Origin of the sequence: Pseudomonas sp. BLCC-B112 (genome assembly GCF_028550695.1) — a bacterium.
Classification (GTDB): Bacteria; Pseudomonadota; Gammaproteobacteria; order Pseudomonadales; family Pseudomonadaceae; genus Aquipseudomonas; species Aquipseudomonas danubii.
Genome location: NZ_JAQQGK010000004.1, coordinates 361,645 through 382,757 on the forward strand (window position 1 = coordinate 361,645; position 21,113 = coordinate 382,757).

The window sequence follows — 21,113 nt, forward strand, 5'->3', positions numbered from 1 at the left end:
CAGGCGCGCCAAGGCAGCAGCACAGGCGCACGGGGCTTGGCAGCACCTGCTGGGCTTGCTGGTTGTTCAGATAAGGGAAAGGTGCCATGGCTAGCGCCAGAGCGCCGATGGCATGGGGGGCGGGAACGCCCCACTGGCCGGTGTGCCGAACGGCGTTGGGCGGCCGTCAACGGCAGGCCTGCGGCAAACGCCAGGCACAGGGTGCCCGCCAGCCTGTTGAACTGATGACATCTGACATCCATGTTGATGACTTCTCGTTTTTTGTTGTTGTTCGATCGTCCATCCAGGACGGATCAGGATGTTGCCGGCGACTTCAGGGGAGCCACCCCGACTCTCTCTGGGTTCAAGGTCCGCAAAGCCCGGGGGAGCGAATCCTGCGCTCCCCCGGCCGAGGCTGAATCAGGCGAACACGATGCCTGAACCGTTGAGCCCCTCCATACCGATGCCCACCAGGGTCACCGAGTAGTCGCCCACCTTGAGCAAGGTGTCGTTGCCGCTCTGGGACAGGTGCTGGCTGTAGTCGTAATGGGCATCGATGCCGGGCACGCCCATGAACACCAGCTTGTCGCTGCTCTGGTAGCCGTGGATCAGGTCGAGGCCGAAGTTGCCGCTGAACAGGAACGTGTTGCTGCCACCTCCGCTGGAGTACATGTCGTCGTTGCCGGCACCGCCGACAAAGGTCACGTTGGCCTTATCGCTGCTCAGCAGGTCGTCGCCGCCATGGCCGAACAGCCAATCGCCATTGACGCTGGCCACCAGCGCATTGCCATAGGCATCGCCATTGAGGGAGTGGTTGTAGGCGGTCCACTGGTTGCCGTTCTGCAAGCCGTCGGCGGTCACGCTGTAGCTGACGTCCTTGCCGAGCAGTTGCCACCAGCTCCCGGCCTCGTGACTGACCAGGGCGCCGATATCCCGGGTCATGCTGATGCCGCCGTAGGCATCACGGACGTACAAAGTGCCGTCGCCGTCATTGGCAATGGAGAAGTTCTTCAGCGGCTGCTGCAGCTGCAAAACGTTATGACCCGAACCGCCATGGATGATGTTGTAGCCGCCGTCGTCGCGGAAATGGTCATCACCGGCCCCGCCATCGAGGTAATCGTTGCCCTTGCCGCCGTGCAGCAGGTCGTTGCTCTGGGTGCCGATGATGAAGGTGCTGCCGCTGTGCTGGTCGGCGTAGAGATTCAGGTCCTTGACCCAGACCTGGTCGCGCTTGTCCTCGGACAGGTTGGAAACCACCACCGTCGAATCGCGACTGGTCAGGTCATAGAAGTCCGAATTGATCACCCGGTTGAGCCCCGCGGCGTAGTCGACCGCGCTATGGGCCGACCAGGACCAGGGGTTGAGGATGCTCTGGGGCACCAGCTTGCCGGACAACGACGAATAGTGATCGGTAAAGCTGACGATATTGTTGGTGGCCGACTCCTGTGGCTTGTCATGGGTGCCCAGGGACGATGCGTTGAAGTGGGTGCCGTCCAGGGCACGGAACACCGGGTCGTTTTCATAACCGATGTTCAGCACCTTGTCGCTGGCGCTCTGGGTCGGCGAGGCGAAGGCCAGGTAGTGGGCGTCCTGGAAGAAGCCGCCCCAGTGCTCCGTGCTCAGGGTCGCCAGGCTGTTGACCGCCAACCCGCCCAGGCTGTGCCCGGTGACCAGCACATCGCTGCCGCTCAGGCCCTGGGCCGCGGCGAAGGCGGCGACCTTGCCCAGCAGGTTGTCGAAGGCCAGGCGGCTGTAGTTGTCGGCAAAGCCGGAGACAAAGGCCGCCTGCAGGTCGTTGAGGCCGTCCTTGAGGCTGTCGGTGCCGCGAAAGCTGATGCCGATGGACAGCAACTGCCCGGCGCCGTCGTACTTGCCGAGGATCTCGACCTGAGCGTCGCTGACCACCGCCTGTTCGCCGGAAATGGTGCCCTGGGCGCTGATGTTGCCCTGATAGCCCAGTTGCGAGGCGCTGATGGGTCGCCAGGACGTGCCCGGCAAGGCCTCGCCGGAGGGATTGCCTGCATACAAGGCCAGGGTGATGGCCTCGCTGTACTGGGCCTTGCCGGCACCGCCCACGGCGTTTTTGTAGTCGAAGATGCTCATGTGCGTTTCTCCTTTTTATCCTGCGGCCCGTCAGGGACCGGTGCGCTGACCAAAGGCCTCATCGACCCGGGCCAGATCTTCTTCACGCAAGGTTCCGGCGTAGTAATGCAACTTGGTCCAGGCCATCAGGTAGTCATACCGGGCCTGGGCCAGGTCACGCCGGGTGGTGTAGAGCTGCTGCTCGGCATTGAGCGCATCCAGGTTGACCCGCTCACCGCCAAGAATGCTCTGCCTGGTGGACACCACCAGGGCCTCGGCCGAGGTCAGGGCCTTCTGGTAGGCGCGCAATTTGCTCACCCCCGATAGACAGGCACTGAATTGCCGGCGTAGTTCAATCAGCGTCTCGCGGGTCTTGCCGTCCAGTTCGTATTCGGCCTGCTCCATGGCGCGGCTGGCCTGGCGAGTGGAGGCCGACACCCCGCCACCGGCGTACAGCGGCAGGCTGACTTCGATGCCGATGGTGTTGGTGTCGTAGCGCTGGTTGTAGGTGTTGCCGCTTTCCGATTCGTTCTGCCGCACGCTGGCGTAGGCGCTGAGCTTGGGCAGGTGCCCGGCGCGGTTGCGCTCCACTTCATAACGCGCCACCTCGACCCGTTGCCGCTGGGAGGCCAGCACCGGGTTGTTGCTCAGGGCCATCTCATGCCAGGTGTGGTAATTGGCCGGGCTCAGGGCAAAGGACTGGAAGTTTTCCTGCAAGGGGTCGAGGTCGCGCACGTCGAGGTCGGGCACGCCAATCAGCGCCCCCAGTTCACGCAAGGCCGCGTCCTGTTCGTCTCGGGCCTCGATCTCCTCGGCGGTGGCCAGCTCGTAGCGCGACTCGGCCTCGAGGATGTCGGTACGGGTGCCCTCGCCCTGCTCGAACATGTGCCGGTTCTGCTGGAACTGTTGCTCGAAGGCCTTCTTCTTGGCCAGGGCGATCTCGATCTGATCCTGGGCGAACAGGGCCTTGGTGTAGTAACTGAGCACCCGCACCAGCAACTCCTGGCTCTTGCCGCGAAAGTTCTCGTCGGCGAACAGGGCCTGGGCCACGCCCTTGCGGTAGTTGGCGTAGGCCTCGTAGTCGATCAGCGGCTGCTGCAAGGTCAGGGACGAGCCGTAGCTGTCGTAGTTGCGTTTTTCGCTGACGCTGCCGCGCACCGTGTCCAAGTAGGTGACCTTGGAGTTGTTGTGGCCCTTGTTGTAGCTGTAGCCCACCTTGGGCAGCAGACCGGCGCGGCCGATGGCGCGGTTTTCCAGGCCGGCATCGCGCTCCTTGATGGCGCCGAGGAACACCGGGTCATTGCGCAGCGCCTGTTCGTAGATCTGGAACGGCCCCATGGCCTGGGCCCCCTGGCACACCAGCAAGGACAAGGCCGCGGCGAGAATGGAAAGCTTACTCATACGACGCGACATCCTTATTCTTCGGTCAATGCAGAGCTGGCCCGGTCGAGCAGAGGCTTGAACAGGTAATTGAGCAGTGAACGCTCGCCTGTGCGCACGAACATCTCCGCCGGCATCCCGGGCTTGATCACCAGGCCGTTGAGCTTCTCCATGGCCTGGTCGCTGACGCTGCTGCGCAGCACGTAGTACGGCATGCCGGTCTTCTCGTCGACCATCTGGTCGGCGGATATCAGGCTGACTTCCCCCGGCACCCGTGGCGTGCGGCTCTGGTTGAAGGCGGTGAACAGGATGTCCACCGGCAGATGGGGGCCGACCTTGTCCACCAGGTTGACCGGCAACCGCCCTTCCACTTCCAGGTGCGTGCCCTGGGGCACGATTTCCAGCAGGGTTTCACCCTGGCGCACCACGGCGCCTTCGGTGTGTACCCCAAGGTTGACCGCGATGCCGTCGGCAGTGGCAATGATTTCGCTGTGCTGCAAGTCGAAGCCGGCGGAGGTCAGTTGCTGCTCCAGGGTCTGGGTCTTGAGCTGGGCTTCGGCCAATTGGCTGCGGACCTCTTTCTGGTACTCCTCGCTGTGCTGTTGCAGCTTGAGCCGGGACTCGAGAATGCCCTGCTCGATGCGCCCGCTTTCACCAGTGTTCTGCGCCAGCTCCTGTTGCACCTGGGACAACTGGCGCTGGTATTCCAACAAGCGGTTGCGCGGGATGTAGCCGTTGTCGGCCAAAGGTTGCAGGTTGCTCAGTTGCTGGCGCAGGGACTCGGCCTGGCTGCCCAGGTCGGTGCGCGCCCGGCGCATGCCCGCCAGTTGCGCGGTGGCGCCTTCGATATTGGCGCGGATGCCCGCCTGCTCGCGGGAGAACGCCTCACGGCGGCTGCTGAACAGTTGGCGCTGGCCTTCCAGCACCAGGGCCAGGCGTGGGTCGTCGCTGTTGCTCAGTTGCGGCGGGAAGTCCACCTGCTTGAGATTGTCGCGCTCACTGCGCCAGCGCGCCAGGCTGGCCATGGCCATGCGGTACTGGGCCTGCAGCGACTGCACGTCCGCTGCCACCTGGGTCTGATCCAGGCGGAACAACGGCTGGCCCTGCTTCACGCTTTGGCCTTCGCGTACCAGAATCCGGCTGACCACCCCGCTGCTCATGGACTGCACCGCTTTGCGCTTACCGGACACCACCACCGTGCCTTGCACGGGAATCCCCTGATCCAGTGGTGCCAGCGCGGCCCAGATGAAAAAACTGCCGGCCCCCACCAGGGCCAGTATCCAGCCCATGCGCGCGAAAAAGCCCGCATCACGCTCAACCCGTTCCGGCGCATAACCCTCTTCGATCATCATGTTGCTGTCCTTGCTCATGCGCCTTTGTTCCGTGTCGGGGCCTGATACTGGCGGCTCATGCTCAAGCCACCGGGTGCGGCTGCAGCGGCGGGTCTGGCCGGTTCCTGGGGTTGGAGTGACTGGGGCTGCTGGGCACCGGCCAACGCCTTGAGTACTTCCTGGCTGGGGCCAAAGGCCTGCAGGCGGCCTTCATTGAGTACCAGCAGCTTGTCGGCCAGGGCCAGCACCGACGAGCGATGGGTCACCAGAACCACGCTGGTCCCCCGGGCCTTGAGCTGGGCAATCGCCGCCGCCAGGGCGCTCTCGCCCACGGTGTCGAGGTTGGAGTTGGGTTCGTCGAGCACCACCAGGCTGGGATTGCCATACAGTGCCCGGGCCAGGGCCACCCGTTGCTTCTGGCCCCCGGACAGGCCGCTGCCGTCATCGCCAAGCACGGTGTCGTAGCCCTGGGGCAGGCGCAAGATCAACTCGTGCACTCCGGCCAGCTGCGCGGCCTGGACCACCTGCTCCGGGTCGGCCTGGCGAAAGCGTGCGATGTTCTCGGCGATGCTGCCGGTGAAGAGTTCGATGTCCTGGGGCAAATAGCCGATGTAGGGACCCAACTCATCGCGATTCCAGCGATGAATGTCGGCGCCGTCCAGGCGCACCGTGCCGGCCAGGGTCGGCCAGACGCCCACCAGTACCCGAGCCAGGGTCGACTTGCCGGAACCGGAGGCCCCCAGCACCCCGAGCACTTCACCGGCATTGATACTGAAGCTCACCTGCTGCAGGGTCGCCGCCCGACGTCCGGGAGGCCCGGCGCTGACCTGCTCGAAACTCACCTGGCCCTTGGGCGCCGGCAACGACATGGCGCTGTCACTGGGAGGGAACTCGCGCAGCAGCGCGTCCAGTCGACCATAGGCCAGCTTGGCCGAACTCCATTGCTTCCACACCGCGATCAACTGGTCGATGGGACTCAGGACCCGGCCCATGAGGATCGACCCGGCGATCATCATCCCCGCGGTCATGTCGCCCTTGATCACCAGCAAGGCGCCCAGGCCCAGCACCAGGGATTGCAGGCACAGACGCAGGGTCTTGCTCAGGGAACTGATCACCGAACCTGTGTCGCTGGCCTCGTTCTGCAAGCCGAGAAAGCGCGAGTGCACGGCAAACCAGCGCTTGCGCAAGGCACCGAGCATGCCCATCGCCTGAATGGTCTCGGCATTGTGCAAATGGCTGGTGGCCAATTGGGTGGAGCGTTGCGAAAAACCGCTGGCCTCGGCCAGGGGTTTCTTGGTCATGGCTTCATTCAGGTACGCCAGGGCGATCAGCAACACCGCGCCCACCGTGGCGAACACCCCGAGCCAGACGTTGAAGGCATAGATCACCAGCAGGTAGATCGGAAACCAGGGGGCATCGAAGAAAGCGAACAACGCCGGCCCGGTGAGGAACTGGCGGATATGGGTCAAATCGCCCAGTGACTGGCCGGCATGGCCTTCGCCACGGGCCAGGTTGCGTTCGAATGCCGCCTGATACACCCGCAGGTTGAAGCGGCGCTCCAACTGGCTGCCGATGCGGATGACGATAAAGCTGCGCACCACTTCCAGCAGCCCGATAAACAGGAAAAAGCCCACCACCATCAGCGACAGCATCACCAGGGTGGTCTCATTCTGCGAAGACAGCACCCGGTCGTAGACTTGCAACATATAGATGGAGGGCACCAGCATCAGCACATTAATCAACGCGGTGAAACAGCCGACACTGATCAGGATGCCCTTGTATTCGCCCAATGCCTTGAACAGTGGTGCAGGATGACTATTATTCAGCATCTTCAACATTTCCCTGAGCCGACCCTGCGCGCCGAACGCGAGCACCTCATATACGGCGCAACTAAAGATGTGTGCCCCTTAGTCTCAAAGTCTGCAGACACACCCAAACCAGACAACTGTAGTTAACAGTCATCCGGTTAAAAACCTGTCGATTAAAAGAGTGGTAAAACTAAAACCACAACCACCCAAGATTAAACGAACAACCTGCTGCCTTAATTAGCCAGCACGCTGTAACACGATCAAACCGTCGCCTTTGAGGCGCGCTTCGTACAGGCCTTCTCTCTGTCGACTGAAAAAGATAATCCTTGAACCTTCCCGCCCCGTGATGGCAATACCGTCGGGCTCCGGAAACCAGCCCACCGCCGCCTCACCGATCCACTTCGACAGGCACTCGGCGCCGTCTCCCAGGGCTGCGTTTTGCAGCAGGTCCAGGGCGCAGGCGCCGCCAGGCTCGCTCTGTTGCTGCAACTGCCAGTGTCCAACCAGTTCCGAGGGGTCCGCCAAACGCAGGCTGCTTGCCATGGTGAGTGCTCCATAAAAGATCGTCAGCGTCGCCAGCAGCCAGGTGGCCGCCTTGCAACTCAAGGTGTGTGGGGTCATAGGGTGCTCCGTCCGCCCGGTAGACTCGCTCAGCCCCGGGGCCAATGCAAGAACGGAAGGCAGCGCATCGGCGCCGCCTTCCGCCTACTTCACTCAGGCCACGATGTCACTGACGGCTGCCTGGCCAACGGTGCTGACCAGGAAGTCCGCCACGCCGTGCCCGGAGAAGTCCACGGACAGGGTGCTGATGCCCCCGGAGGTAGTGAGGATGGCGTCACCCACCGCGCCGGTGAAGGCGTTGACGAAATGCAAGCCCGCACCCTTGGTGATACCGGTCAGATCGATCTTGTCCAGGCCGCTGACAAAATCCATGATCTGGTCGGCCGCGCCCGGCTTGGAGTCGGAACTGGCGCCGAACACGAAGGTGTCCGAACCCGAACCGCCCCAGAGCTTATCGGCGCCACCGCCACCGTAGATGATGTCGTTGCCGGCACCTCCCTTGAGCACGTTGGCCGCATTGTTGCCGATCAACAGATCGTTGCCCGAACCGCCGATGGCGTTCTCCACGGTCACGCCCTGAGCAATGGAAACGTTACCCACCATGCCGCCAACGTCGGAGAACGAAGCCTCATTGAGGTTGATCTTCTGGTTCTGAGTGAACCCGGAGAAGTCCAGGGTATCGTTGCCACCACCGTCCCACACCGAGAACACCAGCTTGTCGGCAGACGAACTGGCGCTGTAGAAGTCGCGCCCGGTGTTGGAGTTGAAGCCATAGGTGGTATCGCCGGCACGGGTGCCGTAGTTGGCCCCGTAGAGTTTCTGGATGGCCGCGATATCGTCCATCAGCGGACCGGACGAATAGGCCACGGCCCCGCCCTTGCTGAAGTTCTGGCTGGTGTTGCTTTCACTCCAGTAGCTCATGATGCTGTAGCCACGCGTGTCCTGGCCGTAGCTGGCATCCTTGTAGCTTGGGTAGCCTTCGCCTGCGTTGTAGTCGCCAGGGTGAGCCAGGCCCAGGGTGTGACCGATCTCATGGGTCAGGGTCTGACGGCCATAGTTGTTCAGGTCGGGATTCTTGTTCTGGGTGTAGCTGCTGTTGATCAGGTACCAGGAGGTACCGTCGTAGCCGGCGCCGGAACCTGGCAGGTAGGCGAAGGCCGCCGCGCCGTCCTGGCCACCACTGTAGTTGCCGAAGGTCATGCGAGCGTCGCCACCCGAGGCTTTCTCGGTAAACACGACATTGGCCACATCGGCCCAGGATTGCATGGCCAGCACTGCTTGGGCCTTCTGCTGGGCACTGAACTGGCTGAACCCGGAGATACCGTGCTTGTACATGGTGCTCGAGGAGGCCGAGGTCAGGAAGGTATAGGACAGATCGATTTTGCCGTTACCGTTCAGGTCCTTGAACGCAGCGCCGTCACGCAGCAATTGCGTGGCGGCTTGATCGACTGAGAACGAAGGCTTGCCGTTAACCGTGAGATTGCCGCCACGATCGTATTGGTGGCTAAAGCTATTGATCTGGTTATAAGCCGAACTTGCTGCGGCCAATGGCTCGAGTTGCTGTTCGGCAGATGCAATAGCGCTCTTTTTTATTGTCGACATAAACACACTTCCTTGTAATCAATGGAACAGTTTTTGTCAGATAGCGACAATCCCTGGCGAGATCGTCCTATCACTCGCCCTAAGCAGGCGAAAGAAAGCTGACACAATTTGAAATCAGGCGTCCACTACTTTTTTGACGCCAAATTCCACTGTTCCGACAAACTCCCGCAAACAATGACCGTGCACTTAAAAGATTATTTTCCAGCCGATTAGCGTTAGGCATTGTCCGACAATCTACAATTTAATTATTAAATATCCATGTAGAAAATTATGTCGATTGCGTCGCACTTCTTAGTCGGTTATTTCATGTTCCAACCAGTTAGTTCCAATGCTTGCCCCAATGCTTGCGGGGTCAGCGCCGGTACTTGCACCCCGTCGGCACTGGTCATCGGCTCGGCTGCCAGCATGGCATTGATGATGGCCTCCTCCACCGCCTCGGCCGCTGCGCTGAACAGCGGCGAGATGTGATCGTTGTTGAGCATCGCCAGAGGTGCAGTGAACGCCAGGTCCTTGCGTCCATAATCCGCAGCGGGCAAGTCCCGGTTTCCCGTGGCAAAGGCCAGGAAGATATCGCCACTGGAATCTTCGGTGCCGCCACCGGTGCGGGCAATGCCGATGGAAGCACGCTGGGCCAGCCGCTGGCACTGATGGGGCAGCAGCGGCGCATCAGTGGCCAGGATCACCACGATCGAGCCCATGCCCGGGGTGCCGCGCTCGGCAAAAGGTGAGGCAATCCCTCCCAGATGACGCCCCACCGGGTAACCGTCCACCCGCAATTCTTCACGCTTGCCGTGGTTGGCCTGGACCAGAGCGCCGACGGTGTAGCCGCCCTGCGCTGCCGCCAGCCGCCGGGAGGCGGTACCGATCCCGCCCTTGAACTCATGACAGATCATCCCGGTGCCGCCGCCTACCGCGCCTTCGGCCACCGGCCCGGATTCGGCACTGGCCATGGCCTCGCGCACCTGTTGCGGCCCCACATGCTGACCCCAGATGTCGTTCAGCAGGCCGTCGTAGGTTTCCATCACCACCGGCATGCACCAGTACACGGCGGGGTCCGCCAGGGCCTCGCGCTCCAGGGCGATCAGGGTGTCGCGCACCACGCCGACGCTGTGGGTATTGGTAATGGCCAGCGGCGTGGTCAGGGTGCCCGCCTCGCGAATCCACTCCAGCCCCGTGGCATCGCCATTGCCGTTGAGCACATGGCAACCGGCGAAACAGGGCTGTTGCCGCGCATGCCCGGCCCGGGGCTGGACCAGAGTGACCCCGGTGCGCACCTGCTTGCCGCCCACGCTGGCTTTCAGGGTGCTGTGACCCACCCGTACCCCGGGTACGTCGGTGATCGCATTGAACGGGCCTGGTGTCCCCAGACCCAGGCTGATGCCCAATTGACGTGCTCGCATAACCACTCCTTACAATTTCTGAAACGCCGGGCTGTACCGGCCATTGGTGCCATAGAGAATCACCGACAGTGCCAGCAGCCCGATAATCACCATGATGTCCCGCAGGGACGCCTCGAGGAACAGATTGATCAGCAGATACCCCGCGCCCATCACCGCCAGCAGTGCCGGTACCGGCCACAGGGGCATGCGATAGGGATGCTCACGGTCGCGCAGCAGCACCCGGCTCATCAGCGCACTGAGGGCAACGATCAGGTACACCAGCATGATCAGCAACACGCTGAAGGACGTGAGGTCCGCCAGATTCGAGCTGAAACTGAGTACTGCCGAAGGAATCGCCAGGAACAACGTAGCCAGCCATGGCGAGTCCCAGCGTGGATGAATCCGCGTGAACAGGCGGTTGATGGTGGGCGTCCACAGGGCGTCGCGGCCGCTGCTGAACACCACCCGGCCGATCTGGATGACGATCGCGACAATGGCGTTGAACACCGACAGGAAGATCCCGCCACTGACCACCCTGGCGAGGGTTTCATTGCCATGGCTGGTGAGTAGGTAGCCGATGGGATCTGGGCTGGCCAGCATCGCGCTCAAGGACGGCGCGCCTATCAGCAGCGCGGTGAGCGGCACCAGTTCGATGATCACCACCAGCACCAGGGACCAGAGCACCGCCTTGTGCACGCCGCGCCCCTTGCACTTCATGTCTTCGGCCAGCAGCACCGCCGGCCCGTAGCCGTTGTAGGAAAACAGACCGATACCCACCGCACCGATCACCAGGGCCCAGGGCGCCATCTGCAATGCACCGTGATCGACGATCTGCGGTTGCAAAAGAACGCTCACCGGTTGCGTGGCGTTACCAAAGCCCAGCCAGACAATCACCAGCAACGCCGCCACCTCCAGCAACAGGCAAGTGCCGGTGATCCAGGCATTGAGCTTGATGTTGAGGATGCCCAGCAGATAGCTGCAGACCACTATCACCAGGGCCACGGTCTGGGAGTCGAAGTCGGTACCCAGGGCATTGTTCAAATAGGTGGCGGCTCCGGTGGCCAGTACCGGAGGGATGAACAGCAGCATCACCAGCACCGTGAGGAAGGTGGCATAGCCGGCCATGCCGCCAAACACGCGCTTGGCATACACGTACTCACCGCCGGCACTGTTATGGGCCCGGCCCAGCTCGGCGTAACAGAAGGCAAACATCAGTGCCAGCAACCCGGCCATGACGAACGCCAGGAACACCCCGCTGCCGGCCTGGTGGATGGCAAAGGGCGCGATCACGAACACGGAACTGGCGGGGGTCACACCGGAAACAGTGATAGCCACCACATCGAACACACTCAAGGTTGGTTTCAGCGCGCCGTCGGGCACGGAGGGAGAGCTCATATCGTTATCCTCGTGTTTATTGTTGGTCTGAGGCAGAAACGAAATCCATCGGGCGGGTGCGCTCTGGGACGCACTGGCTGGGAGCTACTCTAGGCAGTCACATGACGGCGACCAATTCCCCTATTGGAGTACTCCCCTTGACGGCAACAGGCAAATCGACGAAACCCTTCTACGGCACTTTCGACGCATCAATGGAGCAAGGTCTTTGAGTAATCTGTTCAGGGAGGTCGGCATGCACGCCGGCCTGGGTCGCACCCTTACGCTGATCGGCAACCCGCGATTCTGGAAACAGCTGATCCTGCTGTTGCACCAGGCCACGCCGTTCGACAATGCCCTGGCGATCCTCTACCCAGTGGATGGTCCGCCCCGGGCCCTTGAGGAATATGACGCGGAGCCCAGCAGCAAACCGGCGTCGATGCTCACCTACCTCAATGGCCTGTACCTGCTGGACCCGTTCTTCCAGGCCTGTCGCGAGGGCTACCCCAGCGGCCTGTACCGCCTGGAAGAAGTGGCCCCGGACCACTTCCGCCAGAGCGAGTACTTTCTCAGCTACTTCCACGACAACGTCCTGGAAGATGAAGTGCAATTCATCCTGCAACTGCCCGAAGCCGGCACCCTGTCCCTGTCACTGGGCAACCAACGGGTCTTCAATCGCGAGGAAATCGGCCAGCTCACGACCTTTGCGGCCTGGGTGCTGCCACTGATGCAACAGCATTGGCAACACAGCCAGATACGTCCCCAGGCCCCGGTTGCAGAGGAAATGGCCAGCCAGATTCGCGATGCCCTGAGCCATTTCGGCAGCGCGGTGCTGTCGGATCGGGAGCTGGAGATTGCCCGACTGATCCTGCGGGGTTTTTCTTCCAAAGCCATGGCCGAGCGTTTGAAAATCTCGCCGGACACCATCAAGGTGCACCGCCGCCACCTTTACGCCAAGCTGGACATCTCCAGCCAACCCGAGTTGTTTTCATTGTTCATCCAATCCCTGGGGCATGATCTGGAAAATCCCTGACGCCCCTGTTCAGGCTGCTGTTGACGGTCTTTTCGCGGTCTTGCGTTTTTGCTTGCCCGCTTGCCGTAGGAGCTGGCTTGCCAGCGAAGGAGTCCTCAAGAGCAGCGCAGAACCAAAGCGCCCCTTCTCCGGCAAGCCGGCGTCTACGTAGCTGGCAGTGCCGTTTTTGAGGGCGATGCGAAACTCCGGCGCCTACGCGTTCAGGGAGCGGGCGCGGAAGTCACGGGGCGATTGTTCGAAGTGCTTCTTGAAGGTCCGGCTGAAATGCGCCGAATCGGTAAAGCCCCACTTGAAGGCGATATCGGTGATGGATTCGTTACGCAGCTGCGGGTTGCTCAGGTCCGCCGCGCTGCGCTTGAGCCGGGAGCGCTGGATGAAGCGACACACGCTGTCGCCCTGCTCCTCAAACAGTCGGTACAGCTGGCGCACCGAAATATTCAACTGCCCGGCCAGGGATACCGGGGTCAGGCCCGGCTCATTGAGGGATTGATTGATCAGTTGCCGAGCCTGATCACGCAGGCATTGGCCATGCAGGTTCTCGTCAAAGCCATCCAGGGTGCTGGCCGTCTGACGCAGGGTCGGCCCAAGCAAGGCGATCAGGGCCTCTTGCAGGGCCTGGCCCTCCTGCTGCGCCGCACACCCCTGCAGATCGCCGGCGCAGATCTGCTCCACCAGCAAACGCATCAGGCGACCACTGGCGCAGTTTTGCGACAACTTGCCGAACTTGCGCTGCGGGGTCGGCAGATGCCGGTAAACCTCTTCCCGGCTCAGGTGGAACGAGGCGTGCTCGATCAGGCCGTGGGGCACGATTTCACAGGCACCGGCCGAATCCAGCAACGCCATGTCGCCGGGAGCCAGCTCAATGCTCTCGCCATCCTGGCTCAGGCGAGCGTGGCCACTGCGCTGGATGATCAGGAAACAATGGCGATCGTCCTCATGGTCGACCTTGGTGCTCTGACGGGAGATCAGCCCGGCATTGGTGCGGATCTGCGCCACCTCCAGCCCGGCATAATCCTGTAGACCCACTTCACCGATAAACAAGGCGGGATTGCGCGCCGGGCGGGCGTCGAATCGACCGCAGACACCCTGCAGGGCACCTACCCAGGAACTGAAACTATGCGAAGCAAGCACTGTGCACCTCCATAAGCCGGTTCAGACCGCCTTTGTTGTTATGGCGATATCATTAACATGTTATCTATTTGCCAGGCAAGGAGCCTGACAGCATGGATAGTCTGTTATGGCTTAAGCAGGGTGTATGCCAGTGCTTACGGTTATGTCGGTCAGAATTCTCGTAGAAGCTTGTACAACTCAGTGAAGCTGCCCAACAGCGCCGCCCGCTGTTGGACACTCAAGCGGATGTAGCGCCTGAACCCCGGTAAACGATTGACCACCTCGCTGGCGCCAAAGTGTTCAAGGCGCACTTGCCAGCCCTGCTCATCCCGCCACAGCTCAAGGTGCTTGAAGTCCAGCGGCAGCAGCCGCTCCAGCAACGACTGATCACTGCACAGCTTCTGCAGCAAGGGCGCCCATTGCTCTGCCTCCCCCGCAAGCAATCGCGCGGCGACGCCCTGTCGACGAATCGCCCCGGTGTGGCGCAGGCCGATCCGCGCTTGCCCGGGACGCTCGCAGGGCACCCGCAGACGCCACTCACAGACCACGATATGCATCAGGAACTGCGCCTGGGGACGCTCCCGCACTTCGAACTCCAGAGCGCTTTGTGGGCAGTGGAAAACACCCAGCCCAGCAGAGCGAGGGGTGAAATCCAGGCCCGCCAGATCCCGCCGCACCTGACCCAGGGTGACCCCCGGGCGATAGCCCGAAGGTGCCCGGTGCCAGAATTCAAAGAGGTTTTGTCGCCAGCTTGAAAGATTCATCAGACAGGTTCTCCCGAGGGCTTGGTACTTCATCCGGCGACAGGCTCAGCGCCTGTTCCAGCACCTCCTCCACCGGCACCGGACGAAACGGATTGACCTTCTGTATCAGCAGGGTCCAGACCAGCGCGTAGATTGCGGTCAGGCCCAACATGCTGCCGAAGGGCACATAGATATCCCGTGGATTCATCCCGGGGGGAGTGATGAACCACATGCCCAGGACAATCCCCACCGAAGACAGGATCTGCGGCAACGGAAACCATGGCGATTTATAAGCCCGCGGCAAATCCGGCCGGCGAATGCGCAACATCACCACCGACAAGGTGACCAGCAGGTAGGCGGTGCTCCAGGCACAGACCGCCGCCAGCACCAGGTGCATGATGCTGTCGGTGCTGCCACCCAGCCACCAGGCATGCAGGCAGGGAATCAGGACCGCCACGGCGATGCACAGCAGCGGTGTCTTGAAGCGCGGGTGCAGGTAGGTGAAAACCTTGGGTAATGCCCCGTCCAGGGCCATGCCATAGAGAATTCGCGGCAGGCCGGCCATCAACGTGTTGATAGTCGCGGCACCGGCAAACAGCAGGCCGATCCCCAGCCAGATGCGGCCGAACGGCCCCATGATCTGCTCGGCGAAATGCGGAATGGCCATGGGCGTATCCAGCAAATGCACGCTGCCATCCTCACTCAAGGCAATGTTTTCCACCTGGCGCTTCATGGCCGCGCCGTAGATGAACATGCACACCGCGACGCCTACCAGACCCAGGGCCATGGCCAGGGGAATGGTCCTCGCGGCCTTGCGTACATCCGGGGTCAGGGGAGTGACGAACTCGCAGCCGACAAACATGAACATGGCCATGCCCACCAGGGACAGGATGGTCGTCAGGTCGGTCCCCACCATTGACGCGCCGAACCAGCCATCGAGCTCCACCGCCGGGGCCTTGATGATCCCAAGCACGCCAAAGATGATCAGGGTGGTCCACATGCCGAAGGTCAGGATCACCTCGGCACGACTGAAGGCGGTGATGCCCACCGCGTTGAGCAGGCCGAAGAACACTACCAACCCGCCCCCCACCAACCAGGCGCTGCCGCTCTGTTCCAGCAGGGTATTGAGGGATTCGAAATTCACCAGGGCCATGACGCCGCTGAGAATGGTTTCCGCCGTCCCGGCAAACACATGCACGATCAGGTAGGCGGACAAGGTCCCGGTGATGGCAAAGAAACGACCCAGGCCACAGGCCAGGTAGTCATAGACCGAGCCATTGGTGGGCAACAGGCAGGCCGCTTCGGCGAAGGTGGTGGATTGCGCCAGCATCATCAGCAGGGCGATCACCATCGCCGCGGCGAACGCTCCACCACCGATACCGAATCCGGTGGTGGCCGTCAGGATCACCGGGCTGGCCATGATCAGGCCCACGGCACTGGCCAGCGCGGTGGGAAAGCCGACCACACCCTGATCCAGGTGGTGCTTGAGTCTGTCATTGAGCGACATGATGGTAAACCTCGAAAGCATGGGTTGATGATTGTTGTTCTAGGCATTTCAAGGGCACGCCCGGCAAGGGCGCAGAGCTTGGCTGTCTGACGCAGCTGAAATCATGTTCACGCCCTGTAGGCGCTGGCTTGCCAGCGAAGACGTCCATGAGAATGACGCCTGTCCTGGGGGCCTCTTCGCCGGCCAACCGGCTCCTACAGTCAACCGGCTGGCCGGCAAAGGCGTCTGCGTGGGGCGTGCTCAATAAGCGATGCACACCGATTTGTTCTCGGTATAGGCCTCGATGGCCGCATGGCCCATCTCGCGGCCCATGCCCGATTGCTTGTAACCGCCGAAGGGCATCGACGGGTCCAGCATGTTGTGGGTGTTGACCCAAACGGTGCCGGCCTTGATCTGGGGAATCAGTTGCATGACCTGACTCAGATCGTTGGACCAGATACTTGCACCCAACCCGTACTGGTTGTCATTGGCCAGGGCCACCACTTCCTCCAGAGAATCGAAAGGCGTCGCGACCACCACCGGGCCGAAAATCTCCTCGCGCACCAGCTGCAGGTTGGCGTTGACGTTGGCCACCACCGTGGGACGGACATAAAAGCCCTGCTCACCATGGGCAACTCCGCCGCAGAGCACCTTGGCGCCCTCCTCGACCCCGCGCTGGACCATCTGCAGCACGCGCTTCTGCTGTTTGGCAGAAATCAGCGGATTGATCTTTGCCTGCTCGTCCAACCCCGGGCCAATGCGCAAGGACTCGGCAATGGCCACCAGGCGCTCCAGCACCTGGGTGTAGATCCCGCGCTGGACATACAGCCGCGAGCCCGCCGTGCAGACCTGTCCCTGATTGAAGAAGATGGCCCCGGCCGCCCCAGCGGCAGCAGTCTGCGGGTCGCAGTCGTCGAGGACGATCACCGGCGACTTGCCACCCAGTTCCAGGGAAAAGCGCGTCATGTTGTCCACCGCCGCGTGGCCGATCAGCTTGCCGACCTGGGTCGAACCGGTGAACGCCAGCTTGTCGATCCCCGGATGGGCGGCCAGCGCGGCACCGGCCTGGGCGCCACTGCCGGTCACCACGTTGACCACGCCGGGGGCGATCCCCGCTTCCAGGCAAAGCTGGCCGAGGCGCAGCGCAGTGAGCGGAGTCTCGTCGGCGGGCTTGAGTACCACGGTGCAGCCGCAAGCCAGGGCCGGGACGATTTTCCAGATGGCCATCAGCAACGGAAAATTCCACGGCACAATGGCTCCCACCACGCCCACCGGTTCCGGCACCGTATAAGCCCGGTACTGTGCCCCCGGCACCGCGGCGATGGACACATCCAGGCTCTTGCCTTCGATCTTGGTGGCCCAACCGGCCATGTAGCGGGTGAACTCCGCCGCTGCTCCCACCTCCAGGGCCCGGGCCAGATGGATCGACTGGCCGTTGTTGAGAGTCTCCAGCTGCGCCAGCTCCTCGCCATTGGCCTCCAGCAGATCCGCCAGCTTCAACAGCAGGCGCTCGCGATCGGCGGGACGCAACGCCTTCCAGCTGCCTTCGAAGGCCCGGCGCGCGGCCCCCACCGCCAGATCCACATCGGCCTGGGCGGCGGCGGCAACCTGGGTCAACTGCTCGCCACTGGCGGGGTTGTACACCGGCATCCGTGCTCCGCAGAGCGCGGGCTGGCTGAGACCGTCAATCAGCAGGCCGTGCTGACTGTCTATGAATGCAGCGACACGTGGGTCGATGGCAACGCTCATCTTGATTCCTCGCAGGTAGACCTTGTTCGAGGTGGACTTTGAGCCCAAAGTCGGATGCCGTCTTGATCCTGGCTGCCGCAAAACTTGGCCCTGGCTGCCAGCGGCAGCGGCAGCAGCACCTACGCTGGCAACCTCTGCGTCCCGTAGGAGCCGGCTTGCCGGCGAACAGGCTCGAAAGCCTTGCGCCGCCCGCACGGACGCCCTCGCTGGCAAGCCAGCCCCTGCCAATGGCCGGCAGCGATACCCGCCAAGTCGCCACTGGCAGCCTGGGTCAAATGTCCTGGCACACAGAGGCAAGCCAGGAGCCCGCAAATGACGCACTAATAGCTCCACGCTGTCCGTGCGTTTTCAGGAGACTCAACGTGAGCCAAGCAAGCCGTTTCTGGCACCCCATGCTGCACCCCAACGAAATGAAGCAACGCGAACCGATCCGCATCGTCCGTGGCGATGGTTGCTATGTCTATGACGACAAGGGCCACCAGCTGGTGGATGGCGTCGCCGGGCTGTGGAACGTCAACGTCGGCCACAACCGCAAGGAAGTGAAAGCGGCCATCACCGCCCAGCTCGATGAGCTGGAGTATTTCCAGCTGTTCGATGGGGTCAGCCACCCTCGTGCCGAAGAGCTGTCCCGGGTGCTGATGAACCTGCTGGAGCCCGAGGACATGTGCCGGGTGTCCTTCAGTTCCGGCGGTTCGGATGCCATCGAAAGCGCCCTGAAACTGGCCCGCCAGTACTGGAAGCTCGAAGGCCAGGCCGACCGCACCAAGTTCATTTCCCTGCGCCAGGGCTACCACGGCACCCACTTCGGTGGCGCCTCGGTCAACGGCAACACGGTGTTCCGGCGCAACTACGAGCCCCTGCTGCCCGGCTGCTACCACATCGATACCCCCTGGCTGTACCGCAACCCCTACAGCCAGGACCCGCAAGAGCTGGGCAAGATCTGTGCCGACCTGCTGGAACGGGAGATCCAGTTCCAGAGCCCGGACACCGTGGCCGCCTTCATTGCCGAGCCGATCCAAGGCGCCGGCGGCGTGATAGTGCCACCGGCCAACTACTGGCCGCTGATCCGCGAAGTCTGCGACAAGTACGGCGTCCTGCTGATCGCCGACGAGGTGGTCACCGGCTTCGGCCGCAGCGGTTCGATGTTCGGCAGCCGCCTGTGGGGAGTCAAACCCGACATCATGTGCCTGGCCAAGGGCATCACCTCGGGCTACATCCCCCTGGGCGCGACAGTGGTCAACCGGCGGATCGAGGCCGCCTTCGAGAAAAACGCCAACTTCACCGGCGCCATCATGCACGGCTACACCTACTCCGGGCACCCGGTGGCCTGCGCTGCGGCCCTGGCCTGCCTGGACATCGTGGTCAAGGAAGACCTGCCGGCCAACGCGGCGAAGATGGGCGACTACATGCTGGACAAGCTGCGGCCCTTCGTCGAGCGCTTCGACACCGTCGGTGAAGTGCGGGGCCAGGGCTTGATGCTGGCCCTGGATCTGGTGGCGGACAAGAGCACCCGCGAACCCATCGACCCCATGAGCGGCTATGCCAATCAGGTGGCACAGATTGCCCGGGACAATGGCGTCATGGTGCGCCCGGTGGGCACCAAGATCATTCTCTCGCCGCCCTTGGTGATCCAGCAGCCCCAGGTGGATGCCATAGTCGATGCCCTCGCCGAGGGGTTGAGCAAGGCCCAGCGCTGATCGTTGCAACCGGCTGCGGTCAATCAAACAGCGACCGCAGCCTGTGCTGCATCCCTGCCTGCCAGGCGCCCCACTCCTGGTTTTCACTCGCCCTGACACAGACACCGCTATCCGTCGCAGCCCCAACCACCCGAGCCACTGCCCAGCCGGCAGCCAGGAGCTATCCGATGATTGCGCCCACTTCCTTGCCCGAGGCCCATGAACTGGGGCAACGCTGCATCGCCGCCTTTACCCGGGTGGTACCCGCCACCCTCTGCGCTTTCTACCGCATCGATCCGAACCTGCAGGCCCGGGACTTCTCGCTGTACCGCATGCCCGAGCAGATGCACCAGGCCTATTTGCAACGCTACCGCCACTACGACCCGTTGCAGCCACGCAACTGTGCCGCCGCCGGGCGCCCGGTGCTGTCGCTGCACATGGGCATGGCCCAGCAGGGCCGTCATGCAACCGAGGTCTACCAGGGGTTCCTGCAACGTCACGGGGTACTGGATGTGGTGGAAATTCTTGCCTGTGACGGTGAACGGCCCGTCGCCGGCCTGTCGTTGCTGCGGGACAACGCCCTGGGGCATTTCAGCGTCGACGAACTGGGCACCCTGCATGCCTTGCAGGGCCTGTTGGAAATCGCTGCCCTGGCGCCCTATTCCCAGGTCGACGAACGTCTGGCCAACCTCACTCCCAGGGAACGGGAGATCGCCTGGCTGCTGCGCGATGGCGCCGACAACAAGAGCATCGCCAGACGCCTGGACCTGGGGCTGCCCACGGTCAAGACCCACCTGATCAACCTGTTTCGCAAGGTCGGGGTCGGCAATCGCACGGAGCTGGTGAGCACGCTGTTCTTGTAAAGGGCCACCGGCTCAACCATTTGGTTGATGGGCGGCATCGGCGCCCAGGCAGAACATGGGGTTCTCCTTTCCTGGACAAGAGCCTTGCCATGAATCAGCAACCTGAGTGGATCACCGTCGGCGCCCTGGCGGACGGTTTTGCAGACGACAATCACATCCTTGCGGGGGTGGATGATCTGTCCGGCCGCACCTTGACCCTGCACTTCGACAACGGCTGGCAGATCGAACACCACTTCGCTGTCGACACCCTGCGCTGGAACAGCCTCGGCCAGCCCGCCAGTGACGACCTGCCCTATCGCGCCACGTCGATACGCCCCGGTATCTACCTGGTGGACTTCCTCAAGCAGGAGCAAGGCCAGTCCCATTCGGTAAGCCTGATCCTCGATCTTGAGCGCCAGTGCTTCACCGCCGTGATCGGCCAGATGCCGAGCCAGGCCGAATGCGGCGTCGACCTGTTCAGCCGGGCGCTGGCCGGCGACGAGCTGACCTCGGTCAAGGCGCAGTTCCTCCAGGGTGCAATCGATGCCTTGCCCACGGCCGAGACTGCGCGACATGCGCCCACCGCCGAACTGATCGGCCTGCGCAACCAGTATGTCTACAGCGCCAGCGAGGCCTACGAGCACATCTACCTGAATGCCAACTTCTATAGCTGGCAGTGCCTCAGGGGTGTCGAGCAAGGCCTGGCGGACACCGACCGCTGTCACTACTACAAGATCGCCGAGCAGCTGTACCTGTTTGTCTGGCGCGAGAAGATCGTCCCGACCCTGGGCCTGGTGCTGATCGACCTCAAGGCCGGGCGTAGCGACGGCAAGATATTCGGCTACCAGGGTGCAGACTTCAGCCATGCCGCCAACTTCCCGGTGGGCGCCCTGGCCCAGGTCCTCAACCGAACCCAACACCCCTGATTCCGCACCGCTGCAGGCTTGTCCTAGCGCCAGCCGGCAGCGCTTTTCACAGGAT

16 protein-coding genes and 1 pseudogene are annotated in these 21,113 nt (G+C 62.5%); 4 read left to right on the plus strand and 13 right to left on the minus strand.

What is annotated here, in order from left to right:
• Positions 1-40: 40 nt before the first annotated feature.
• From PQT43_RS31410 to PQT43_RS12980, 9 genes and pseudogenes are all read right to left on the minus strand, one after another.
• Positions 41-121 (minus strand): annotated as a pseudogene (locus tag PQT43_RS31410) (hypothetical protein); the annotation flags it as partial.
• Positions 122-399: 278 nt separating this feature from the next.
• Positions 400-2,082 carry a polyurethane esterase gene (locus PQT43_RS12945; RefSeq protein WP_272754050.1) on the minus strand — a complete coding sequence of 561 codons (1,683 nt, stop codon included), beginning with the start codon at positions 2,080-2,082 and terminating at the stop codon, positions 400-402.
• 30 nt (positions 2,083-2,112) lie between these two features.
• Positions 2,113-3,462 carry a TolC family outer membrane protein gene (locus PQT43_RS12950; protein WP_442962466.1) on the minus strand — a complete coding sequence of 450 codons (1,350 nt, stop codon included), beginning with the start codon at positions 3,460-3,462 and terminating at the stop codon, positions 2,113-2,115.
• Between the two features lie 14 nt (positions 3,463-3,476).
• Positions 3,477-4,793: an HlyD family type I secretion periplasmic adaptor subunit gene (locus tag PQT43_RS12955; RefSeq protein WP_372819941.1), complete on the minus strand. Its 1,317-nt coding sequence runs from the start codon at positions 4,791-4,793 to the stop codon at positions 3,477-3,479.
• A gap of 14 nt (positions 4,794-4,807) precedes the next feature.
• Positions 4,808-6,601 (minus strand): type I secretion system permease/ATPase, encoded by a 1,794-nt coding sequence (locus PQT43_RS12960; protein WP_102865134.1) that lies wholly within the window; start codon positions 6,599-6,601, stop codon positions 4,808-4,810.
• Positions 6,602-6,817: 216 nt separating this feature from the next.
• Positions 6,818-7,201 carry an AprI/Inh family metalloprotease inhibitor gene (locus tag PQT43_RS12965; protein ID WP_102879447.1) on the minus strand — a complete coding sequence of 128 codons (384 nt, stop codon included), beginning with the start codon at positions 7,199-7,201 and terminating at the stop codon, positions 6,818-6,820.
• A gap of 93 nt (positions 7,202-7,294) precedes the next feature.
• A complete protein-coding gene (locus PQT43_RS12970; protein ID WP_267270009.1) occupies positions 7,295-8,743 on the minus strand; it encodes a serralysin family metalloprotease in 1,449 nt (482 codons plus the stop codon).
• Between the two features lie 299 nt (positions 8,744-9,042).
• The gene (locus PQT43_RS12975; protein WP_267270008.1) at positions 9,043-10,143 is read right to left on the minus strand and encodes a DmpA family aminopeptidase; all 1,101 of its coding nucleotides are present in this window, start codon (positions 10,141-10,143) and stop codon (positions 9,043-9,045) included.
• Positions 10,144-10,152: 9 nt separating this feature from the next.
• Positions 10,153-11,517, minus strand: a complete 1,365-nt coding sequence (locus PQT43_RS12980; protein ID WP_267270007.1) for an APC family permease — start codon at positions 11,515-11,517, stop codon at positions 10,153-10,155.
• A gap of 205 nt (positions 11,518-11,722) precedes the next feature.
• Between PQT43_RS12980 and PQT43_RS12985 the strand changes: the two genes are divergently transcribed.
• Positions 11,723-12,526 (plus strand): helix-turn-helix transcriptional regulator, encoded by an 804-nt coding sequence (locus PQT43_RS12985; RefSeq protein WP_267270006.1) that lies wholly within the window; start codon positions 11,723-11,725, stop codon positions 12,524-12,526.
• A gap of 192 nt (positions 12,527-12,718) precedes the next feature.
• Here PQT43_RS12985 and feaR read toward each other — a convergent pair whose 3' ends face one another.
• The 4 genes from feaR to PQT43_RS13005 form a co-directional block, all read right to left on the minus strand.
• Positions 12,719-13,657, minus strand: coding sequence for a transcriptional regulator FeaR (feaR, locus tag PQT43_RS12990; protein WP_102879452.1), 939 nt, complete (start codon positions 13,655-13,657; stop codon positions 12,719-12,721).
• A 149-nt stretch (positions 13,658-13,806) separates the two neighbouring features.
• On the minus strand, positions 13,807-14,400 hold the full coding sequence (locus PQT43_RS12995; protein WP_267270005.1) for a DUF3156 family protein: 594 nt from the start codon (positions 14,398-14,400) through the stop codon (positions 13,807-13,809).
• Entirely contained in the window at positions 14,366-15,886 is a 1,521-nt protein-coding gene (locus PQT43_RS13000) for an APC family permease (RefSeq protein ID WP_272754052.1), read from the minus strand. The genes PQT43_RS12995 and PQT43_RS13000 overlap by 35 nt, the downstream gene beginning before the upstream one ends.
• A 240-nt stretch (positions 15,887-16,126) precedes the next feature.
• Positions 16,127-17,614 carry an aldehyde dehydrogenase family protein gene (locus tag PQT43_RS13005; RefSeq protein WP_272754053.1) on the minus strand — a complete coding sequence of 496 codons (1,488 nt, stop codon included), beginning with the start codon at positions 17,612-17,614 and terminating at the stop codon, positions 16,127-16,129.
• 362 nt (positions 17,615-17,976) lie between these two features.
• Here PQT43_RS13005 and PQT43_RS13010 point away from each other — a divergent pair, with 362 nt between their 5' ends.
• From PQT43_RS13010 to PQT43_RS13020, 3 genes are all read left to right on the plus strand, one after another.
• Positions 17,977-19,311: an aspartate aminotransferase family protein gene (locus PQT43_RS13010; RefSeq protein WP_102879456.1), complete on the plus strand. Its 1,335-nt coding sequence runs from the start codon at positions 17,977-17,979 to the stop codon at positions 19,309-19,311.
• Between the two features lie 167 nt (positions 19,312-19,478).
• Positions 19,479-20,153, plus strand: a complete 675-nt coding sequence (locus PQT43_RS13015) for a helix-turn-helix transcriptional regulator (protein ID WP_253084842.1) — start codon at positions 19,479-19,481, stop codon at positions 20,151-20,153.
• 89 nt (positions 20,154-20,242) lie between these two features.
• Entirely contained in the window at positions 20,243-21,058 is an 816-nt protein-coding gene (locus PQT43_RS13020) for a molybdenum cofactor biosynthesis F family protein (RefSeq protein WP_253084843.1), read from the plus strand.
• Positions 21,059-21,113: the final 55 nt, after the last annotated feature.